Raw genomic sequence first — 18,362 nt, 5'->3', positions numbered from 1 at the left:
AAAGGTGAGATATTCTAGTCATAGGTTAACCGGATAAAATCATAGGATCCCAACGATATGTTTTTTTATTACTTAATGATAAATGGAGGATTTGTTATATGAAAAAGAAAGTACTTGCTTTAGCAGCGGCAATTACATTAGTAGCACCGATGCAAACGGTAGCATTTGCGCATGAAAATGACGGGGCATATAGAGTTGGAAAACTTCAGGGCTGGTCTGCTGAAGCTCGACATCAAGAGGGAGTAAATTCTCATTTATGGATTGTCAATCGTGCAATAGATATCATGTCTCGCAACACAACAATTGTAAAACAAGAGCAATTGGCATTATTAAATGAATGGCGTACAGATTTAGAGAATGGTATTTATTCTGCTGATTATGAAAATCCTTATTATGATAATAGTACATTTACTTCTCATTTCTATGATCCAGATAGCGGGAAAACGTATATCTCATTTGCTAAGCAAGCAAAAGAAACTGGTGCAAAATATTTCAAACTTGCTGGCGAATCTTATCAAAATAAAGATATGAAACAAGCATTCTTCTATTTAGGTTTATCTCTTCATTATTTAGGAGATGTGAATCAACCAATGCATGCAGCAAATTTTACGAATCTTTCTTATCCACAAGGCTTTCATTCTAAATATGAAAATTTTGTAGATACAATAAAAGATAACTATAAGGTAACAGATGGAAATGGATATTGGAACTGGAAAGGAAGCAATCCAGAAGATTGGATTCATGCAGCGGCAGTAGTAGCAAAACAAGATTTCCCTGGCATTGTAAATGATAATACAAAAGAGTGGTTTGTGAAAGCAACTATATCACAGGAGTATGCAGACAAATGGCGTGCTGAGGTTACACCGATGACAGGGAAGCGTTTAATGGATGCACAACGTGTTACAGCTGGATATATTCAACTTTGGTTTGACACATATGTAAACCGTTAAGAGTAATTTGAGAAGGCCAAATATGTTGTATTTGGTCTTTTCGAATATAATAAATGGAGGTAGTGAATGATGAAAAGTAAGTTGTTAAAAGGTATTCTTAGCTTTGGAATTGGTTTGACAGCCTTATATAGTTCTTCTGCACAGGCTGAAACATCTAGTGATAGCGATACATTCAAAATAATGACACATAATGTATATATGCTATCAACAAATTTGTATCCAAATTGGGGACAAAAGGAGCGAGCAGACTTAATTGGAGAAGCGAATTATATAAAAAATCAAGATGTTGTTATATTAAATGAAGTATTTGATAATAAAGCTTCAGACAGTCTATTGCAAAATCTAAAGAAAGAGTATCCAAACCAAACAGCGGTATTAGGTCGCGTTAATGGAGATATGTGGGATCAAACGTTAGGTAATTATTCTTCTGTAGCCCCTGAAGATGGAGGAGTTGCAATCGTAAGTAAGTGGCCAATTGTGGAAAAGGTACAATATGTATTTCAGAAAGGATGCGGGCCAGACAATCTATCTAATAAAGGATTTGTCTACACAAAAATTAAGAAAGATGATCGTTTTATTCACGTAATTGGAACGCACCTACAAGCAGAGGATAATCAGTGTGGAAACATTTCACCATCATCGGTGCGCACAAACCAATTAAAAGAAATTCAAGAGTTTATTCAAAAGAAAAATATTCCAAGTGACGAGTATGTAGTCATTGGTGGAGATATGAATGTAAATAAAATAAACAGTAATCATACGTCAGAATATGAATCTATGTTTAAAACATTACATGCAAGTGTACCATCGTATACAGGACATACTGCAACTTGGGATGCAACAACAAATAGTATTGCAAAATACAACTTCCCAGAGGCACCAGCGGAATATTTAGACTACATCGTTACAAGTAAAGATCATGCGACTCCAACATATTTAGAGAATAAAGTATTACAGCCAAAATCTCCTGAATGGTCTGTCACTTCATGGTTTAAAACATATACATATAATGATTATTCAGATCATTATCCAGTAGAGGCAACAATCATTATGAAATAAGTGAAAAAAGTTTCTTCTTTGTGGAAGAAACTTTTTTATTTGGTTTGGTGACAGGAAAATAGAAGTTTCTCTCCAATATGTATAAGACAAATAGAGAAGGGGAGCGAACGATGTGGAAAGAGAGATATTCCAGAAGGTTGCCTTACCATGTGCGTTTCTTGATGAAAGTGCGTTAGAGAGAAATATTGAATCAGTTATTCAATTGAGTGGTGGAAAGAAGATTCGTATTGCAAGTAAATCATTACGTTCTGTTTCTGTCATGAAACGAATATTAGCTTCAGATCATTGTTTTCAAGGGATTATGTGTTTTTCACCTAGGGAAGTATTGTACTTAGTTCAGCAAGGATTCGATGATTTATTGTTAGGATACCCGGTGTATGATGAGCCTTCTTTAACGGAGATTAGTGTAATAACAAAACAAGGATTGGTCATTACATGTATGGTAGATTGCAAGGAACATGTTGTTTATTTAGAGAAAATCGCGGAAAAATCAGGTGGTTGTTTTCGAGTTTGTATTGATATTGATATGAGTAGTCATTTTTATCAGTTTCATTTTGGAGTAAGAAGGTCTCCGGTGAGAAGTGTATCAGAAGCGTTACGAATTGTGAAGCAAGTTATGCAATCTCCTTATTTACAAATGGATGGAGTAATGGGATATGAGGCACAGATTGCTGGTGTTGGAGATCGTGTACCAAAGCAGTGGTTTAAGAATAAAGTGATTTCTTATTTAAAAAGAAAGTCGGCAGTAGAGGTAACAAAAAGAAGACAAAGTATTATAAACGGGATACAAGCACAAGGAATTCAATTGCGGTTTGTAAATGGTGGAGGTACAGGAAGTATAAAAACAACGAGACAAGATCGATCTGTTACGGAAATTACAGTAGGTTCGGCATTTTATGCTCCAAAGCTGTTTGACTATTATAAGGAGATAAGTTTTGAACCAGCTGTTGGTTTTGCGTTACCTATTGTTAGGAAAGCACTTCCTCATATTTATACTTGCTTAGGAGGAGGATACATTGCTTCAGGATCGATGGGAAGAGATAAACAGCCAGAAGTTTGGAGGCCGAAAGGAGCTAAACTACTGTCCCTAGAAGGAGCAGGTGAGGTGCAAACGCCTGTTTTCTATAAAGGAAATGAGCAAATAGAGGTTGGGGATGTTATATTGTTTCGACATAGTAAAGCAGGAGAATTATGTGAGCGTTTTCGTTCCTTGTATCGGATTAAAGAAGGAGAGATTATAGGGGAATATACAACATATCGGGGGGATAGCCAATGCTTTCTATAAAAGAGCAGAAATGGAGAAATTGGACTGGTAATGTGGAAGGAATTCCACAATATACGATGTATCCAAAGAGTGTCCAAGATGTTGTTGAAGTAATTCATATTGCCAAAAAGAAAGAGAAAAAGATTCGTATCGTTGGCTCTGGTCACTCATTTACACCTCTTGTACAAACAGAAGACATTTTAGTTTCTTTAGATGAACTAAAAGGAATTGTAGACGTAGACACGCAAGCGATGGCGGTAGAAGTCTGGGCAGGAACAAAACTATATGATTTAGGACAGTTACTTCAACAGACAGGTTATGCACAAGAGAATTTAGGGGATATAGATTCGCAATCTATTGCTGGGGCTATTAGTACGGGAACACATGGAACGGGTATTACATTTGGGAGTCTATCAACCCAGGTGCTCGAAATTACAGCTGTTCTTCATTCGGGAGAGATTATTGTTTGTTCTGAAAAGGAGAATTCTGATTATTGGAAAGCCTTTCAACTATCACTTGGATTGCTCGGTATTATTGTGAAAATAAAATTGAAAGTTATTCCTGCATATTCACTCGTCTATGAAAGTAGAAAAGAGCCTTTTTCTCTCGTTATGGAAAAGTTAGAAGAATATAAACAAAATCGTCATTTTGAATTTTTTGTTTTTCCGTATTCCAATCATGTTCAAGTAAAGTTTGCGAATGAAACAGAAAGAGAAGCAGGAGATTTAAAATGGCATAAGTTAAAAATTGAATTGCTAGAGAATAAAGTGTTTTCGTTATTATCTAATGGATGCAGACGATTTCCTTCTATAAGTAAAAGAGTAAGTCAACTGTCAGCAAAAGCAGTACCAAACATGAAAATAATTGGACAGAGTTTCCGAGTTTTTGCAACATCTCGAAATGTCCCTTTTTATGAAATGGAGTATAGTATTCCTGCTCAATATATGCGAAATGTAGTAAAGGAGATTTATGAGCTTATTCAAGAAAAAGAGTATCAAGTACATTTTCCTATCGAATGTCGCTATGTAAAAGGAGATGATATATGGTTAAGTCCAGCTTATGAGAGGGACTCAGCTTATATTGCTGTTCATATGTATAAAGGTATGAAATATGCAGATTACTTTGGTGCAGTAGAACAAATCTTTCAAAAGTATGAAGGGCGTCCACATTGGGGGAAAATGCATACAATGACATATGAACAATTACGAGCTATGTATCCGAAGCTGCATTCATTTTTACAGGTGAGACAGTTATTAGATGAAACAGGGCTTTTTTTAAATCCATATATAGAAAAAATATTCTCTATTAAGAAAACAAGGTGATACATGTTTTTATCATTTCAGGCTTAATCCTATTAGGAATCATCACTCGCTCTTACTGTGAATATGAGGAAGTTAGAACACTCCTATCAATTTCAGGTGATAAGCAAATAGAAGCCCCCCACTTCTAAGCGAGCTGTAGGTGGGGGAGTTTACTTCATGTGTATAACATTAGACTTTGAAGAAAGAATACAGTGTTGAAACTGTTGTTTCCATGTTGCTAAGCCTGTTTTCTTTTTATGAGAAATCCATTCGTGATAATCTTCTTGTGTTTTCCACAATATACGAATCATATACTCATTTCCATAATCTGTACGTTGTATATGATTGAACTCGATGTTAATAAATCCATGAGTACTAGAGAGTGGATAATAGTTTTGAAGTGATTGAATCACTTCGGTTTCATAGCCAAATTTAATATGAATCAGTTTCGTAATAATAAACATAGGCACACCTCTTTATATACATGATAAAAAATTATATAAATGAATAACGATATAAATATTATACTATTCTGAAAATTAAAAGTAAACAAAAGGAAAAAGCATATAAGGGGATAGAAGGGATTTAATTTAGAATAGAACAAGGCTATTCTATTAAATAGAACAGCCTTTTAAATAAGGGATAATCATGGTGAAAAAATTCTTCTATCTATAAAAAGAGAATAGTAAGGACACCGACGATTACACAGTAAAATGAGAAATATTTTAAGTTTCCTTTAGCCATAATGTTCATAAACCATTTTAAAGAAATATATGTCATGATAAATGTTGCAATGAATGCTACAAGATAAGGAATAAATAATGTATTTAAATTAGGATCTTTTGCAATATCTGTAATACTTAGTAATAATCCGCCTAAACTAACCGGAATATATAGTAAGAATGAAAAACGTAAAGCTGTTTCTTGTTTCATGCCAAGTAACATTGCTGCAACAATTGTAGCACCCGAGCGGCTAATACCAGGAACTAACGCACAAGCTTGAGCCAGCCCAACAATAATCGCATCTTTCATTGCAAGGTCTCCATCATTTTTACGTCCACGTAAATTGCGAATAATCCAAAGACCAATGGCTGTAATAATGAGTGAAATTCCAACCATTTTGACCCCTTTTAGGTAATATTCAATATGATCTTTAAATAACACACCAATTACGCCTGCAGGAATTGTGGCAATGATGAGGTAAATAATAAAGAAAAAATCTGATTTTGCCTCTGCTTGTTTTGTGAATAAATAAGAGAAACCATTTTTCGTTAGTCTGATTAGATCATTTCTATAAATGAGTAATACTGCTAATAATGAAGCAGCATTAACAAGCAGCTCAAAACTAAACCCTTCTATTTTTAAACCCAATAAGTGCTGGGCTAGTACAAGATGCCCACTTGAAGAGATTGGGATCGGTTCCGTTAACCCTTGAAATAAACCAAGGAATAAATACTTTAAAATATAATACAATTGTTCCATAACATCCTCCTTATAACGAATAGTTGATATAGACAGCTTTTCTTATTATAGCAAAATAGTGCCAGTAGATTGAAAGAAAAATAAAATTCATTCTTGAATAATAATACAAAGCTCCTACCTTTTGGTAGGAGCTTTGTATTATTATTTTGTTGTTGCAATTTCTTGTATGCTTTTTGATAATTGTGTATCAACTTTTTGGGCATCATCGATATGCTTCATAATCGTCGTATTTAATTTTTCAAACATTTGTTTTGTAGTAGCGAATTCATGTAAAACCTCGTCATTGCAAAGCTTTTGATTTTCAATAGCTTGAATAACATTTGTAGCACCTGTTTGCAATGTTTGGATCATTGTTAAAATAGTTTCAATTCTAGCGTTTGTATCTGCGCTCATTTCGACGCCTTCATCGACTAAATGAAGATTATCTTTCGTATTTTCATATGCTTTCTCAATTTCTTCTTGAATTTTTTTCGTTAAGTTCCCTATGTTTTTTGTGCTTTCAGCTGTACTTTCCGCTAATTTACGTACTTCATTTGCAACGACTGCAAACCCTTTTCCATGTTCACCAGCACGAGCAGCTTCAATGCTTGCGTTTAATGCTAATAAATTTGTTTGAGCAGCGATATTTTGAATCACTTCAACAATTTGTTCAATTTCTTTAGAGCGCTCACTTAAATGATTCATACTATCAGAAGTTCGTTGCGATTGTTCACCTAATTTGTTAATTACAATTAACAAACGATGAACAGATTCTTTTCCTTCGTTAGAACATACGACAATCTTTTCAATAGATTGAATGAGGTCTTGTTCTTTTTGTAACATTTCACTGTTTAATTCATTTGAATTTGTTGTACTTGTAGAAACGTTCTTGAAACTTGCATTTAATTGTTGAATTAAGCCTTGGAGTGTATGATGTTGGCTATTCACATGCTCATGTTCTTTAACAACATTTTGTAAACGCTTATGAATAGAAGAAATGATTTCTTGTTGTTCGATTTCCTTTTGTTGTAATTGAGTTTCTAATTCATGTATGCGATTCTCTAATTGGCTAATTTTCGTTTGCAATGATTTTGTTTGAGTAAACATAGTATTCGCTCCAACCGCCTTTGATTTTTATTTTCTCTATATTTGGATTTTAGCATTTTTAACGCGTTATAAGTATAGTTAATTGTTAAAAATTTAAGAATGTATTACATTATTTTGTAATCCGCGCTCTTTTGTCATGAAAAATAAAATGCATTTAATGAGTTTGTAAACAAACTGTAAAATAAATCATGTATAACTGTATGAGAAGGGAGTCGGATTATGAACTATTTTAAGCGAATCAGTAGCCTTGTATTAGCAGGAATTATTGGCCTTTCTAGTACAGTCGCTGTAAAAGCTGAGTCAAACGACGAGAAATTAAACAACATGCAACAGCAATTGCAGCAGAATAATGATGATATTCAGAAAAAAGAACAAGAGAAGCAAGCTGTTACGAAAGAAATTCAAAGCATTGAGAATGAACTACATACTTTAAATAATACAATTACAAAAAACAAAGAGGATCAAGCTGCTATTCAGCGTAAAATTGATGAAACGCATAAGCAGATTGAACAAAAAAAGAAAGAAATTATCGTTTTAGAAGATAAGGTGCTTGCTCGCAAAGATATTATGAAAAAGCGTATGATTTCTGTACAAAACAGTTCTAATACAAGTTTAGTAGTGGAAGTTGTTGTAGAATCAAAAAACTTTGCTGATTTCTTACAACGTATGACTGCTGTGTCTACAATTTTAGATGCAGATAAAGAAATTTTACGATTACAAGAACAAGATCTTCGTCAAATTGAAGAAGATAAAAAGACAATTGATGAAAAAGAAGCGTCTTTAACTGTAGATAAACAAAAGCTAGCGCAAGCGCAAGCCGAACTACAAGAAAACTTGAAAAAGCGTCAAGAAAATTTACAAAGTGTACAAGAAAAATATAATCAAATCGCAAATCAAATCAATTTAGCTGAACAAGAAAAAGCGAAAATTGAAGCAAATATGAAAACTGTGCAAGAAACGATTGCTCGTGAACAAGAAGCAGCTCGATTAGCAGCAGAAGAGCGAGCGAAAGCAGAGGAAGCTGCCAAGGCTGAACGAGAAGCTTTAGAGAAGGCGAAAGCAGAAATAGCTGCTAAACAAAAACAGGAACAAGTTGCACCTGTAGTAAACAACAATACTTCAAAACCAGAACTGAAACCAACTCCAAAACCTGCTTCAAATGGGAGAGAGATTTATGTAGAAGCTACAGCTTATACAGCAGATCCTTTAGAAAATGGTTATAAGGCAGGAGAGCATGTTAAGTCAGCAATGGGACATGATTTAACTGGAAATCCAAACTTAAAACTAATTGCAGTAGACCCAAGAGTCATTCCATTAGGATCTACTGTGAAGGTTGAGGGGTATGGAATTGCAATTGCTGGAGATACTGGTGGAGCTATTAAAGGACATCGAATTGATGTACTAATGCCAAATAAAGCAGCATCTAGTGCTTGGGGCAGAAGAACTGTTAAAGTTACAATTTTAAATTAAAATCAAATCCAACTTTACATTATGTGAAGTTGGATTTTTTTGTAAATAAATGTTAAGTTGAGTTTACATTTTGTAAAGTATAGCATACAATAATGGTAAGGGGTGGTAAAGTTGACCATTTATAATAGAGTAAAGGAGCTAAGAGCTCGTTTTAACTTTACACAAAGTACATTGGCTGAAAAAGTCGGTGTGACAAGACAAACAATTGCAGCAATTGAAAAAGGAGATTATGTTCCTTCATTATTATTAGCGTTAATGATTTGTGATGTGTTTCATCTAAAGATGGAGGATGTTTTTGTTTTAAATAAGGAGGGAGAAGTAGATGAATAAAATCGCTGTTTCGTATATTGTGAATCTATTGTATAGCATAGTATCGTGTTGGGCGTTGGTTGAGTTTTATTATTTTTTTGCAGAGTTTTCGAATATTATAAAATATGACAAATTTTCATTTGAAATATCAATGAACGTCATGCCATTTGTACTATTATTAACTGGAGCTCTTATAGCGTTTGTTTTCTATAAGAGGAAAAAGAAAAAAGTGAAGTCTCTTTCCGTCTGGGTGTATCCGTTATTATTTCCACAGGAAGATGAACGGGAAGAGGGAATGACAGCGAAAGCATGCCGTACTACATTTCTTTCTTTATGGTGTGTATTACCTTTTGCACTTGCATTACTAGTATTCACTCCTTTAGTGAGCCTATATGTTCCTGCATATCCATTGTATATTGTGTATTTTATCTATTTCATTCAAATGACAGTGTTTCACATTTCACTTTATCGAAATAATTTTGCTTAAAGGCGTGTGTATAGCACGTCTTTTATTTTTTACAAAAAATTAATTTATAAAGAGGTAAGGGTTTACAAATGTTTCTTATGATAGAAATTAGATTGAACATGGGGAAGTGAGAAAATGAAAAAAGCATTGTTGTATAGCGGAATCATTGGCATTGCAAGTGTATTATGTGCAGGGAATTATGTGAATGCAGAGTCGGTAGAAAAGGAAATATTTGTAAATGAAATAGAGGAGTTGCCGAAAGGAAGTATATCAAACCCGGCATATCGCGGGAAAGTGGAACAGATGGTGAGGGCTCATAATCAGTGGGGGATGAGGAAACTCCCACTGATTAAAGTTTCACTTTATCATATTCATAAATAAATTCTTATTCCTTTTCACCTCATACTTGTACATATAGTCATCTTATCTTATCATCTTATATAGAAGTAAGACTTTGTAGTGGAAAGGAATTATATATGAATAAGGGGAAAGTATATAGTATATTAGCAATTCTGTTGTTTGTTGTAGGTGGAGTATTAATAGGTAAGCCATTTTATGATGAATATATGGCAGGGAAAAAACAAGAAACGAATGCTCAAGTTGTTCAGAAAATGGAATATCAAAAACAAGAAACAAAATTTGTAGATGCTTCTCAAATTAAGCAGCCCGATTTAGCAGAGGTAGCGAATGCGTCGTTAGATAAAAAACAAGTAATTGGGCGAATTAAGATTCCGAGTATTTCATTGGAACTTCCCGTCTTAAATAGTTCAACTGAGAAAAATTTGTTATCAGGTGCAACAACCGTGAAGGATAAGCAAGAAATGGGAAAAGGAAATTATGCATTAGCTGGGCATAATATGTCTAAAAAGGGTGTTTTGTTTAGCGATGTAGCAACTTTGAAAAAAGGCGATAAAATTTATTTATATGATAATGATAATGAGTATGAGTATGCTGTAACAGGTGTATCAGAAGTAACTCCTGATAAGTGGGAAGTTGTGGAGGATCATGGGAAAGAAGAAATAACACTTATTACTTGTGTATCTATTGCAGATAATTCGAAACGTTATGTTGTTTCAGGTGATTTTGTGCAAATGAAGCAAAAGAAATAAAGAAGGTTTACTCGCTTGAGAGTGAACCTTCTTTATTTTTGCCAATATTAGAAAATAATAGAATAAACATATTATGATTACAATATATTAGTATTTTTGTATAATAAAGGTGTATTTTGAGTTTTGGAGGAACAAGAATGAAGAAACAAGTGCGAAAATTATTTTTAACAGCGAGTGTAGCATTATTAGTAGCACCCGCATCTGTTTATGCACATCCAGGAAGAACGGATGCTAACGGTGGACATACGTGCCGGACAAATTGTGAGAAATGGGGATTGCAATACGGAGAATATCATTATCATAACAAACCGGCTTCGAATAATACTACAAATTCTACGACATCTAGTCAAAATAATGGTGCAGCAGAAGCTAAAGCACAACAAAAAGCTGAGGAACAAAGAAAAGCGGAGGAAGAGAGACAGCGTAAAGAGGAAGCGCAACGACAAGCGGAGGAAGAGAGACAACGTAAAGAGGAAGCACAACGACAAGCCGAGATAGAAAAGGGTCAAGCAGATGGTCAGAAGAATGGAGAAACAGATTTTCAAGCAGGAAAGAACAATGTAGAAGTACATATAGCTGGAAAATCAGAAGCTTATAAGCAAGCTTTTACACATGCGTATTCTTCAGCGTGGTTATTAGCAGAGCAGAGAAAAGGGTATTTTGAAAAAGGAAAAGAACAAGGATTAGCGCAAGAGACAATGGATAATAGCCAAGTAGCTCCAGAATTTAAAGCAAACTTTGCAGAAGGATTTCAAATAGGAAATAAAGAGCGAACAGAAAAGATTAAAAAGGAACAGGAAGAGATAGGTAAAAAAGATGGGGAAACATTAGCTGAAAAGAATCCTAGAAATAATGAAAAAGAAGAGTATGTAAAAGCATATGAAGCAGCTTATGAAAAATCATATAAAAATACGAAAAAACGAATAGAGAAAGAGGGATATACATATGCATTTGAAAACTATGATTTAAAAGTCCCTTCGAAGTATAAACAAAATGATTTGCAGAAGAAATGGTTTACAGAAGGATTCCATTCGAATAAAAAAGCCAAAAAAATTCGTGAAGAAGGATATAAAAAAGGAGATAGCTGGCTTTCATTTTTCTATAAAAGATTTGTTCCAAGTGAATACAAAGAGCATAAAGAGTTATATAAGCAAGCAATTGAAAAAGGTGAGAGTGCATAAAAAGGTGAGGGAAAGTCCCTCATCTTTTTTATTCCATCCATTTTACTAATTTTTTAGATAGTAACCATAAAACACAACCTAGCACAATTGCGACAGCTCCTATCATGATAAATACTAGAAGTTGTGAAGCTTGCAAGCTGTCCACTTACAATATTAGCAATCCCTGAACTGGCAAGCCAACACACCTATCAGTAAAGAAGCAAGTTTGATTGGAGCTAAGGTGCTTACCATTGATAATCCAACAGGTGATAAGAATAGTTCACCTAATGTATGGAAAAGATACGTAAAAACAATAAAGAGTAAGTGTGCTTTTTCCGCCACATTAGATTCATCGCTACTTGTTTTTAATGTCAAGATTACAAGAACCATATAACCGATTCCAAGCAAAATCATACTAACACCCATTTTTGTTGAGATTTTTAAATCACCGTGTTTTGTAGTTGCAACCTTTGCCCATAGTGCGGAAATAGCTGGAGCAAGTAAAATAATAAATAAAGGATTGACCGATTGAAACCAAGATGTTGGAATTTCCCATCCAAATACGGAGCAATCAATAAATTTATCCCGCTATTTTAGGGCAGTAAGACTCCCACCTCAAGATTCAGAAAGAAGCAAGGAAGATAGGTGGGAGGAGGGCTGCCCGTAACAGCCCGGTTGGTGAGGGCTCATAATCAGTGGGGGATGAAGAAAACCCCCACTGATTAAAGTTCCATTTTATTTGTATATAGTGTCAAGGAGCTTCCTGCTTGTTCAAATCCTGCCCAGAACAAGACAACGAAGCAAGTTAAAATAATGATTACCGCTATATGTTGTTTTTTCTCAAGTTGTATCGCTGATTCCATATAAGGTTCCTCTGAAACAAACCAAAATTAAATATTTTTCTTTATTAAGTATTAAAAGTCGATAAAGTTTGATTTTTTTGAAGAAATCGGAAAACATAACAAGTGTAGAATGAGAAATTCTTTTGTGATAGACTATGGACTATGTTTGCTTTATATGGAATTTAGAAGGAGAAAATGAGAGTGTTACAGAAAAAAGAGATTTTACTTATTAGCTTAATGCTATTCTCCATGTTCTTTGGTGCTGGAAATCTTATATTCCCTCCCTTTTTAGGATATGAGGCAGGAGAGTATGTGTGGATTTCATTGATAGGTTTTATCATATCAGCGACAGGACTTCCGATATTAGGTGTTGTGGCAGTTGCGAAGGCAGGAAGTTTTCAAGCATTAGGAGAACGGGTGCATCGTTCATTTGCTATTGTTTTTCCTTGTTTAGTGTATGTATTTATCGGTCCAGGACTTGGAATACCACGAGCAGGGAGTTTAGCGTTTGAAATGGGATTCGGATCATTCTTTCCGGAGCCTGGAAAATTAGTCTTGTTAGTTTACACGGTCGTTTTCTTTAGTATTGTGTATTGGCTTAGCTTATCGCCATCAAGACTAATGGACCTATTTGGGAAAGTGTTGACGCCTTTATTATTATGTATGATTGCTCTTATTTTTATAAAAAGCATGATTACGCCTGTAGGAGCTTTGGAAGCGCCGCTTGGAAATTATGGACAAGCACCTATGTTTCAAGGATTTTTAGATGGCTATTTAACAATGGATGCATTGGCTGCCTTAATCTTTGGTATTGTAGTTGCGAATGCTGTACAGGAAAAGGGGATAAAATCCGATAAAAGCTTAGCGAAATATATGAGTATAGCGGGCGTTGGTGCCGGGCTTTTATTGTCTATTATTTATATCATCCTTGGATATGTCGGTTCAATTAGTGGTTCATTAGGACAGTTTGATAATGGTGCGAAAGTACTAGCAGGAGTGATGACTCTGTTATTTGGACAAAGTGGTGTTGTTCTGCTAGGAATTATCTTTACGATTGCATGCCTCTGTGTTTCCGTAGGTCTTGTGACATCGTGTAGTCAATTTTTTACAAGTGTATTCCCAAAAATACCTTATAAAGTTTGGGGATTTATACTAAGCTTTATAAGCATGTTTCTGGCTAATTTGGGATTGACAGAGATTTTAAAGGTATCGGTTCCAATCCTTGGATTCATATATCCAGTTGCTTTAATGCTAATCATATTAGGACTGTTTCATAAAAAGATTAGCCGATATGCATATATATATCCTATAACAATCGGGAGCGTAGCGCTATTTAGCGCAATAGATATTGTAAATCGAAATGTATTCATGGATAGATGGACACCGCTACTTAAACATATTCCTTTTTATACAGAAGGAGTCGGTTGGCTAGTTCCGGCTACTGTAAGTGCGTGTCTTGGAATTGTTATAAGTGTTTTAGTTAACAAAAAGGATTAAAAAGGTGCTTTCCATAACGGAAAACACCTTTTTATTTAGTTTGCATGAATTGTAACAGGCTCGCTATATTTAGCTATAGAATTTTGACGTAGGCGCAATGTTGCTTGACCAATTGTATTCGGTGAAATTTGTACATTTACTACTTTCTCAGCTGAACCTTGGCTATTTGTCGTGAAGGAAAAGGCATTACTATATCCATAAGTAGATGGCCATGTTCCGTTTGAGTTTTGTACTTTTGCAACTTGTGTACCGTCAGCTATGAAAATTCCTAGCGAATAATTGTTGTACGTTGTGTTAGGTAATAAATTATTGACTTGAATTTTTATTTGAAACACTTCATTATTTGGTAGAACGCTAGGATGAGTAACTACATAATTATGAACGGGTGTCGCTATTGAACCTTTATATCCGTATGAACCAGGTTTAAAAGTATCCGTATTGAACCATTGATAACCTTGAGTTGGAGCGCTCCAAGGTTCTGGTTGTGGTTCAGTTGATAAGCTTGGTTGCTCGAATGTTTGTAAAGATGTTGGTTCATCTAATTGTAATCCACTTATTTGGTCTAAGCTTGTGTATGTCTCTTGATGGGATAACCAATTTACGATATTTTCTAACAAAATTGCATCGTTTTGTTCTTTATAGCCATCATACGTTTTCTTCGGTTGTCCCGTATCTTCACGAACATATTTTGGCGTTGCATCTTCGACTGGGGATGAGTCACCGATAAAGGCTGCTTTCCCGAGCCCTACTTTAGCGATTGCAACATATGGACCTTCCGCAATACCACCGCCATTATAAACACCACTATCCACTGCATGATTCCATTTTGGTGGATTCTCTGGAAGATATACAATTCCTTTTGCTAATTTAGGATTTGTAATAGCAAGTGTAGAGCCCGCATGCATAGCTACAGATGAAACACCTGCTGTAATACCAAATGATTGATTAGGGGATACGATATTTGTAGCAGTAATATCTCCTAATGCATTGTAGCGAAAGCGAATACCAAAGTTTTGTGATAACCAATCAGAACTTTCTACTCCTTGCATTGCTAAGGAAGTTTCTTCTTCAGTGGACATTCCTTTTGCAGCATTTTCCCATGCACCTCGTCTATACCCATTAAAAACTTCCGAAGAATCCCAACGATTTTTATTGCGGTCTGCATTATAATGATCCGCTATAAAGAAAATACTTCCACCATTTTTAACATATTGTAGCATAGCGTCTTGCTCTGACTTTTTGTAAGGAATATTTGCTTCAGGAACGATAAATACATTGTAATCTTTTAGAGTTTCATATGTAATCGGGTTCGATTGGCGAAGTTCTTTTACAAAATATCCATTATTAGCAATACCATTTCCAAAATCAGAAAAACCACCATCGATAACCCAATCAGCTGTTCCGGCCGTTTGACCGTGAGTGTTATCAAATAATACTTTTTTTCCGTTATTTTGATTGATAACCTTTGCTGTAATTTCAGGTGCAGGATCTGTGGAGCTTTCAGCAAAAGCAGATGGAAGATAAGCGCTTCCAGTAGTGAGTGTAATCGTTGCTGCTAGTGATAATATAAGCCGTTTTTTGTTCTTCATAGAAGAATCCCCCTAATAAAAAAATAAATTGCTTTAATAATGTAATAGATTTTTTTGCAAAAAGAAAGATGAAAAATAAAAAATATATGAAAAAGACGTAAAAATAGCACAAATTTTGTTGAAAAAGTATAACGTGAAACTTTAATCAGCGGGGGTTTTCTTCATCCCCTACTGATTATGAGCCCTCACCAATCGGGCTGTTACGGGCAGCCCTACTCCCACCTATCTTCCTTGCTTCTCTCTGAGTCTTGAGGTGGGAGTCTTACTACCCTAAAATAGCGGGATAAAAATATCCCCTCTAATGAAGAGGGGATCAATACTTAACTAATTTTTGAGCTTGGTACATCGTCTATTTTATGGAATCCTTTTATATAATACACAATTGCGAGTGCAATTAACCAAATGGGACCAACAATTAATGCGACCCTTGTATCTTCTGAATATGCCATGATGCCTAATACAAGGATAAGAAAAGCGAGTGAAAAATAAGAACTGAGTGGATATAAAGGCATTTTGTATGTTAATTTTTGTTTTGTTTGCACGGTTAATCCTTTACGGAAACGAATTTGTGCAATAAGTATAATCCCCCATGTCCAAATTGCTCCAAATGTTGAGATACTTGTAAGCCATGTAAATACTTTAGCAGGAACAAGGTAATTTAAAATAACACCAACGAGAAGAACGAAAGCAGTTGCTAAAATACCGTTCCTTGGAATCCCATTTTTATTTAGGTGTCCAAATCTTTTCGGAGCTTTTTTCTGCTCTGCTAACGTAAATAACATACGGCCTGTACTAAATAATCCGCCATTACAAGAAGAAAGTGCAGCTGTTAAAACAACAAAATTAATAATCCCAGCTGCTTTTGCTATTCCAATTTGTTGGAATGTTAATACAAATGGACTTCCTTTGTCTCCTAATTCATTCCATGGATAAATTGCCATCATAACAAACAAAGCACCGACGTAAAAGAGCAATATCCGCCAAAATACATTATCAATTGCTTTAGCAAGTGTTTTCTTCGGATTCTGTGCTTCACCTGCTGTAACACCAATTAGTTCTACCCCTAAATAAGCGAATAAAACCATTTGTAAGGAAAGGAGTAAGCCAGAGAAACCATTTGGAAACCATCCGCCATGTGACCAAAGATTTGAAATACCAGTAGCAATCCCATCATTTCCAAAGCCAAATAGAATAATACCAACCCCGACAACAATCATACAGATTATTGTGACAATTTTGATTAAAGCAAACCAAAATTCAAGTTCTCCAAATACTTTTACAGATAGAAAGTTGAAAGCGCTCATTAATAAGAGAGCAAGTAGCGCCCAAATCCAGCGCGGGATATCTGGGAACCAATACTGCATATATATTCCGGCTGCTGTAATTTCGGCCATACATGTAACGACCCATAAAAACCAGTAATTCCAACCCGTTATATAGCCAGCAAGTGGTCCTAAATAATCATATGCATATTTACTAAAAGAACCAGCGACAGGTTGTTCAATTGCCATTTCTCCAAGGGCACGCATAATGAAAAAGATTACGAGCCCAGCAATCATATAGGCTAGTAAAATAGAAGGGCCAGCTAGTTTAATAGCAGAAGCCGATCCTAAAAATAATCCAACTCCAATCGCAGATCCGAGTGACATTAAAGTAATGTGCCGCTGTTTTAAACCGCGATTTAAATGACTCGATTTGTTTGAGTGTTGCATAAGAAGCCTCCTTGTAGGATGAAAAATACATTTTATATGTTTGACTATTTTAAATTATAAAACATTTTATTCTGTTGTGCTACAAGAATGGTTAATTATATCTGTACTATATATTGATTTATTCTCTAACATGTAAGTTACGGTGGTGAATGGTTGTCATCAATAGACATCATAAGAAAGCAACTTATACGTCCATGTATTTCGCTGTTTATAGAAAGGAGAGGAATAGAGCTTTAAATCAGTAGTCGATGATACTGATTCAAGTTTCAGCTTATAAAATTGTATACATAAGTATATGAGGGCCAATCGGATGGATATGAAAGATTTCACCATATTCATAGAATCCTAAATGTTTATAGTAATTTGTAACTGTGATTCGTGCATTACACCAAAGCATATGTGCTTGGCGCTCTTGTAAGATCACTTTGGCTTGTTGGATTAATGAGCTACCAGCATGTTGCTTTCGGAAGTTGGTGAGTGTAGCCATGCCTCTTAAACGATAATGAAGTCTTCCAGATAGATAGGGAGAGGATTCTTTAGAAAAAGAGGCAATGCTAATCAATTTATCGTGTAGAAATGCGCCTAGATGAAAGGAGGATGATTCGTAATCAGAAGGATATTTACAATCTTCTATCGTTTGCTTTGGACGTAAAATTTTTTGCCGTAATTCATAAGTCTCGGATGCATCAATATGTTTCACAATTATCATAGGATTCTCCTTTCTTATAGTCCTTTTTCAATAAGTTGTAAAAAGAAATAGGCTGGGGCAATACAAAGCCCTATTATACTGCTTGCACCAAGAAGAAGTGAACATGTGAGACAAGTATATTTTATTCCAGTTGATTTTTTCCATCCGTAACTACAAATCTCAATACTAATGCCAATGAGAATAATGGCAACAAGTACTTCTGCTAATAATAAAAGAGCTAAAGTTGAAATAGACATCGTGTAATTCATCTCCGTATTATTGTTGGTAGTAATATTTTACCATTAAAAAATAAGAACTGTAAGAAAAAATAAAAATTGTGTAAGAAGAGTAAAAAGAACTTGGAATAAAAAAGTCCCC

The 18,362-nt window shown here is 34.9% G+C and carries 18 protein-coding genes and 2 pseudogenes; 11 read left to right on the top strand and 9 right to left on the bottom strand.

What is annotated here, in order from left to right:
• Positions 1–98: 98 nt before the first annotated feature.
• The 4 genes from cerA to MR056_RS09720 all read left to right on the top strand — a co-directional run bounded on the left by cerA (position 99) and on the right by MR056_RS09720 (position 4,595).
• Positions 99–950, top strand: coding sequence for a phospholipase CerA (gene cerA, locus MR056_RS09735; protein ID WP_011983672.1), 852 nt, complete (start codon positions 99–101; stop codon positions 948–950).
• 69 nt (positions 951–1,019) lie between these two features.
• The gene (sph, locus tag MR056_RS09730; protein ID WP_041810223.1) at positions 1,020–2,009 is read left to right on the top strand and encodes a sphingomyelin phosphodiesterase; all 990 of its coding nucleotides are present in this window, start codon (positions 1,020–1,022) and stop codon (positions 2,007–2,009) included.
• 112 nt (positions 2,010–2,121) lie between these two features.
• Entirely contained in the window at positions 2,122–3,294 is a 1,173-nt protein-coding gene (locus MR056_RS09725) for an amino acid deaminase/aldolase (protein ID WP_048723234.1), read from the top strand.
• The gene (locus tag MR056_RS09720; RefSeq protein WP_011983675.1) at positions 3,282–4,595 is read left to right on the top strand and encodes a D-arabinono-1,4-lactone oxidase; all 1,314 of its coding nucleotides are present in this window, start codon (positions 3,282–3,284) and stop codon (positions 4,593–4,595) included. Before MR056_RS09725 ends, MR056_RS09720 begins: the two co-directional genes overlap by 13 nt.
• Before the next feature lie 149 nt (positions 4,596–4,744).
• On the opposite strand, the gene MR056_RS09715 is transcribed toward MR056_RS09720, so the two are convergent.
• From MR056_RS09715 to MR056_RS22640, 3 genes and pseudogenes are all read right to left on the bottom strand, one after another.
• The gene (locus MR056_RS09715; protein ID WP_011983676.1) at positions 4,745–5,038 is read right to left on the bottom strand and encodes an antibiotic biosynthesis monooxygenase family protein; all 294 of its coding nucleotides are present in this window, start codon (positions 5,036–5,038) and stop codon (positions 4,745–4,747) included.
• Positions 5,039–5,243: 205 nt separating this feature from the next.
• A complete protein-coding gene (locus tag MR056_RS09710) occupies positions 5,244–6,056 on the bottom strand; it encodes an undecaprenyl-diphosphate phosphatase (RefSeq protein ID WP_011983677.1) in 813 nt (270 codons plus the stop codon).
• A 141-nt stretch (positions 6,057–6,197) separates the two neighbouring features.
• Positions 6,198–6,701, bottom strand: a pseudogene (locus MR056_RS22640) (methyl-accepting chemotaxis protein); the annotation flags it as partial.
• Between the two features lie 660 nt (positions 6,702–7,361).
• Here MR056_RS22640 and MR056_RS09700 point away from each other — a divergent pair.
• The 6 genes from MR056_RS09700 (at position 7,362) to MR056_RS09675 (ending at position 11,677) form a co-directional block, all read left to right on the top strand.
• Complete coding sequence (locus MR056_RS09700) at positions 7,362–8,612, top strand: 3D domain-containing protein (RefSeq protein ID WP_048723231.1); 1,251 nt, start codon at positions 7,362–7,364, stop codon at positions 8,610–8,612.
• 111 nt (positions 8,613–8,723) lie between these two features.
• Entirely contained in the window at positions 8,724–8,942 is a 219-nt protein-coding gene (locus tag MR056_RS09695; RefSeq protein WP_011983680.1) for a helix-turn-helix transcriptional regulator, read from the top strand.
• Positions 8,935–9,408, top strand: coding sequence for a hypothetical protein (locus MR056_RS09690; RefSeq protein WP_048723229.1), 474 nt, complete (start codon positions 8,935–8,937; stop codon positions 9,406–9,408). The genes MR056_RS09695 and MR056_RS09690 overlap by 8 nt, the downstream gene beginning before the upstream one ends.
• A 114-nt stretch (positions 9,409–9,522) precedes the next feature.
• Positions 9,523–9,768 carry a hypothetical protein gene (locus tag MR056_RS09685; RefSeq protein ID WP_048723227.1) on the top strand — a complete coding sequence of 82 codons (246 nt, stop codon included), beginning with the start codon at positions 9,523–9,525 and terminating at the stop codon, positions 9,766–9,768.
• A gap of 95 nt (positions 9,769–9,863) precedes the next feature.
• Positions 9,864–10,496, top strand: coding sequence for a class A sortase (locus tag MR056_RS09680; protein ID WP_011983683.1), 633 nt, complete (start codon positions 9,864–9,866; stop codon positions 10,494–10,496).
• Between the two features lie 137 nt (positions 10,497–10,633).
• Positions 10,634–11,677, top strand: a complete 1,044-nt coding sequence (locus MR056_RS09675) for a YHYH domain-containing protein (RefSeq protein ID WP_048723225.1) — start codon at positions 10,634–10,636, stop codon at positions 11,675–11,677.
• Between the two features lie 28 nt (positions 11,678–11,705).
• Here MR056_RS09675 and MR056_RS09670 read toward each other — a convergent pair.
• Both MR056_RS09670 and MR056_RS09665 read right to left on the bottom strand, forming a co-directional pair.
• A pseudogene (locus MR056_RS09670) lies at positions 11,706–12,238 on the bottom strand (POT-type proton-dependent oligopeptide transporter); the annotation flags it as partial.
• Between the two features lie 140 nt (positions 12,239–12,378).
• Entirely contained in the window at positions 12,379–12,519 is a 141-nt protein-coding gene (locus tag MR056_RS09665; RefSeq protein ID WP_011983685.1) for a peptide symporter family protein, read from the bottom strand.
• A gap of 174 nt (positions 12,520–12,693) precedes the next feature.
• Here MR056_RS09665 and brnQ1 point away from each other — a divergent pair, with 174 nt between their 5' ends.
• Positions 12,694–13,995: a branched-chain amino acid transport system II carrier protein BrnQ1 gene (brnQ1, locus tag MR056_RS09660; protein WP_048723223.1), complete on the top strand. Its 1,302-nt coding sequence runs from the start codon at positions 12,694–12,696 to the stop codon at positions 13,993–13,995.
• Between the two features lie 35 nt (positions 13,996–14,030).
• Here brnQ1 and MR056_RS09655 read toward each other — a convergent pair whose 3' ends face one another.
• From MR056_RS09655 to MR056_RS09640, 4 genes are all read right to left on the bottom strand, one after another.
• Positions 14,031–15,584, bottom strand: a complete 1,554-nt coding sequence (locus tag MR056_RS09655; RefSeq protein ID WP_048723222.1) for a DNA-binding protein — start codon at positions 15,582–15,584, stop codon at positions 14,031–14,033.
• Between the two features lie 320 nt (positions 15,585–15,904).
• Positions 15,905–17,296 (bottom strand): amino acid permease, encoded by a 1,392-nt coding sequence (locus MR056_RS09650; RefSeq protein WP_011983688.1) that lies wholly within the window; start codon positions 17,294–17,296, stop codon positions 15,905–15,907.
• A gap of 271 nt (positions 17,297–17,567) precedes the next feature.
• Complete coding sequence (locus MR056_RS09645) at positions 17,568–18,005, bottom strand: GNAT family N-acetyltransferase (protein WP_011983689.1); 438 nt, start codon at positions 18,003–18,005, stop codon at positions 17,568–17,570.
• A gap of 14 nt (positions 18,006–18,019) precedes the next feature.
• Entirely contained in the window at positions 18,020–18,241 is a 222-nt protein-coding gene (locus MR056_RS09640; protein ID WP_011983690.1) for a DUF4022 family protein, read from the bottom strand.
• Positions 18,242–18,362: the final 121 nt, after the last annotated feature.

The sequence above is a fragment of the Bacillus cereus group sp. BfR-BA-01360 genome (assembly GCF_022663595.1).
GTDB classification, from domain to species: domain Bacteria; phylum Bacillota; class Bacilli; order Bacillales; family Bacillaceae_G; genus Bacillus_A; species Bacillus_A cytotoxicus.
The sequence above is the reverse complement of the archived record's forward strand: the minus strand, read 5'-3'. Positions and strand labels throughout refer to the sequence as shown.

What these genes read in the sequence shown, in the direction of transcription:
- MR056_RS09675 (WP_048723225.1), top strand. Translation starts at nt 10,634, where the DNA reads ATGAAGAAACAAGTGCGAAAATTATTTTTAACAGCGAGTGTAGCATTA.
- brnQ1 (WP_048723223.1), top strand. Translation starts at nt 12,694, where the DNA reads ATGAGAGTGTTACAGAAAAAAGAGATTTTACTTATTAGCTTAATGCTA.
- MR056_RS09680 (WP_011983683.1), top strand. Translation starts at nt 9,864, where the DNA reads ATGAATAAGGGGAAAGTATATAGTATATTAGCAATTCTGTTGTTTGTT.
- MR056_RS09650 (WP_011983688.1), bottom strand. Translation starts at nt 17,296, where the DNA reads ATGCAACACTCAAACAAATCGAGTCATTTAAATCGCGGTTTAAAACAG.
- MR056_RS09655 (WP_048723222.1), bottom strand. Translation starts at nt 15,584, where the DNA reads ATGAAGAACAAAAAACGGCTTATATTATCACTAGCAGCAACGATTACA.
- MR056_RS09710 (WP_011983677.1), bottom strand. Translation starts at nt 6,056, where the DNA reads ATGGAACAATTGTATTATATTTTAAAGTATTTATTCCTTGGTTTATTT.
- MR056_RS09720 (WP_011983675.1), top strand. Translation starts at nt 3,282, where the DNA reads ATGCTTTCTATAAAAGAGCAGAAATGGAGAAATTGGACTGGTAATGTG.
- sph (WP_041810223.1), top strand. Translation starts at nt 1,020, where the DNA reads ATGAAAAGTAAGTTGTTAAAAGGTATTCTTAGCTTTGGAATTGGTTTG.
- MR056_RS09700 (WP_048723231.1), top strand. Translation starts at nt 7,362, where the DNA reads ATGAACTATTTTAAGCGAATCAGTAGCCTTGTATTAGCAGGAATTATT.
- MR056_RS09685 (WP_048723227.1), top strand. Translation starts at nt 9,523, where the DNA reads ATGAAAAAAGCATTGTTGTATAGCGGAATCATTGGCATTGCAAGTGTA.
- MR056_RS09640 (WP_011983690.1), bottom strand. Translation starts at nt 18,241, where the DNA reads ATGTCTATTTCAACTTTAGCTCTTTTATTATTAGCAGAAGTACTTGTT.
- MR056_RS09665 (WP_011983685.1), bottom strand. Translation starts at nt 12,519, where the DNA reads ATGGAATCAGCGATACAACTTGAGAAAAAACAACATATAGCGGTAATC.
- cerA (WP_011983672.1), top strand. Translation starts at nt 99, where the DNA reads ATGAAAAAGAAAGTACTTGCTTTAGCAGCGGCAATTACATTAGTAGCA.
- MR056_RS09690 (WP_048723229.1), top strand. Translation starts at nt 8,935, where the DNA reads ATGAATAAAATCGCTGTTTCGTATATTGTGAATCTATTGTATAGCATA.
- MR056_RS09645 (WP_011983689.1), bottom strand. Translation starts at nt 18,005, where the DNA reads ATGATAATTGTGAAACATATTGATGCATCCGAGACTTATGAATTACGG.
- MR056_RS09715 (WP_011983676.1), bottom strand. Translation starts at nt 5,038, where the DNA reads ATGTTTATTATTACGAAACTGATTCATATTAAATTTGGCTATGAAACC.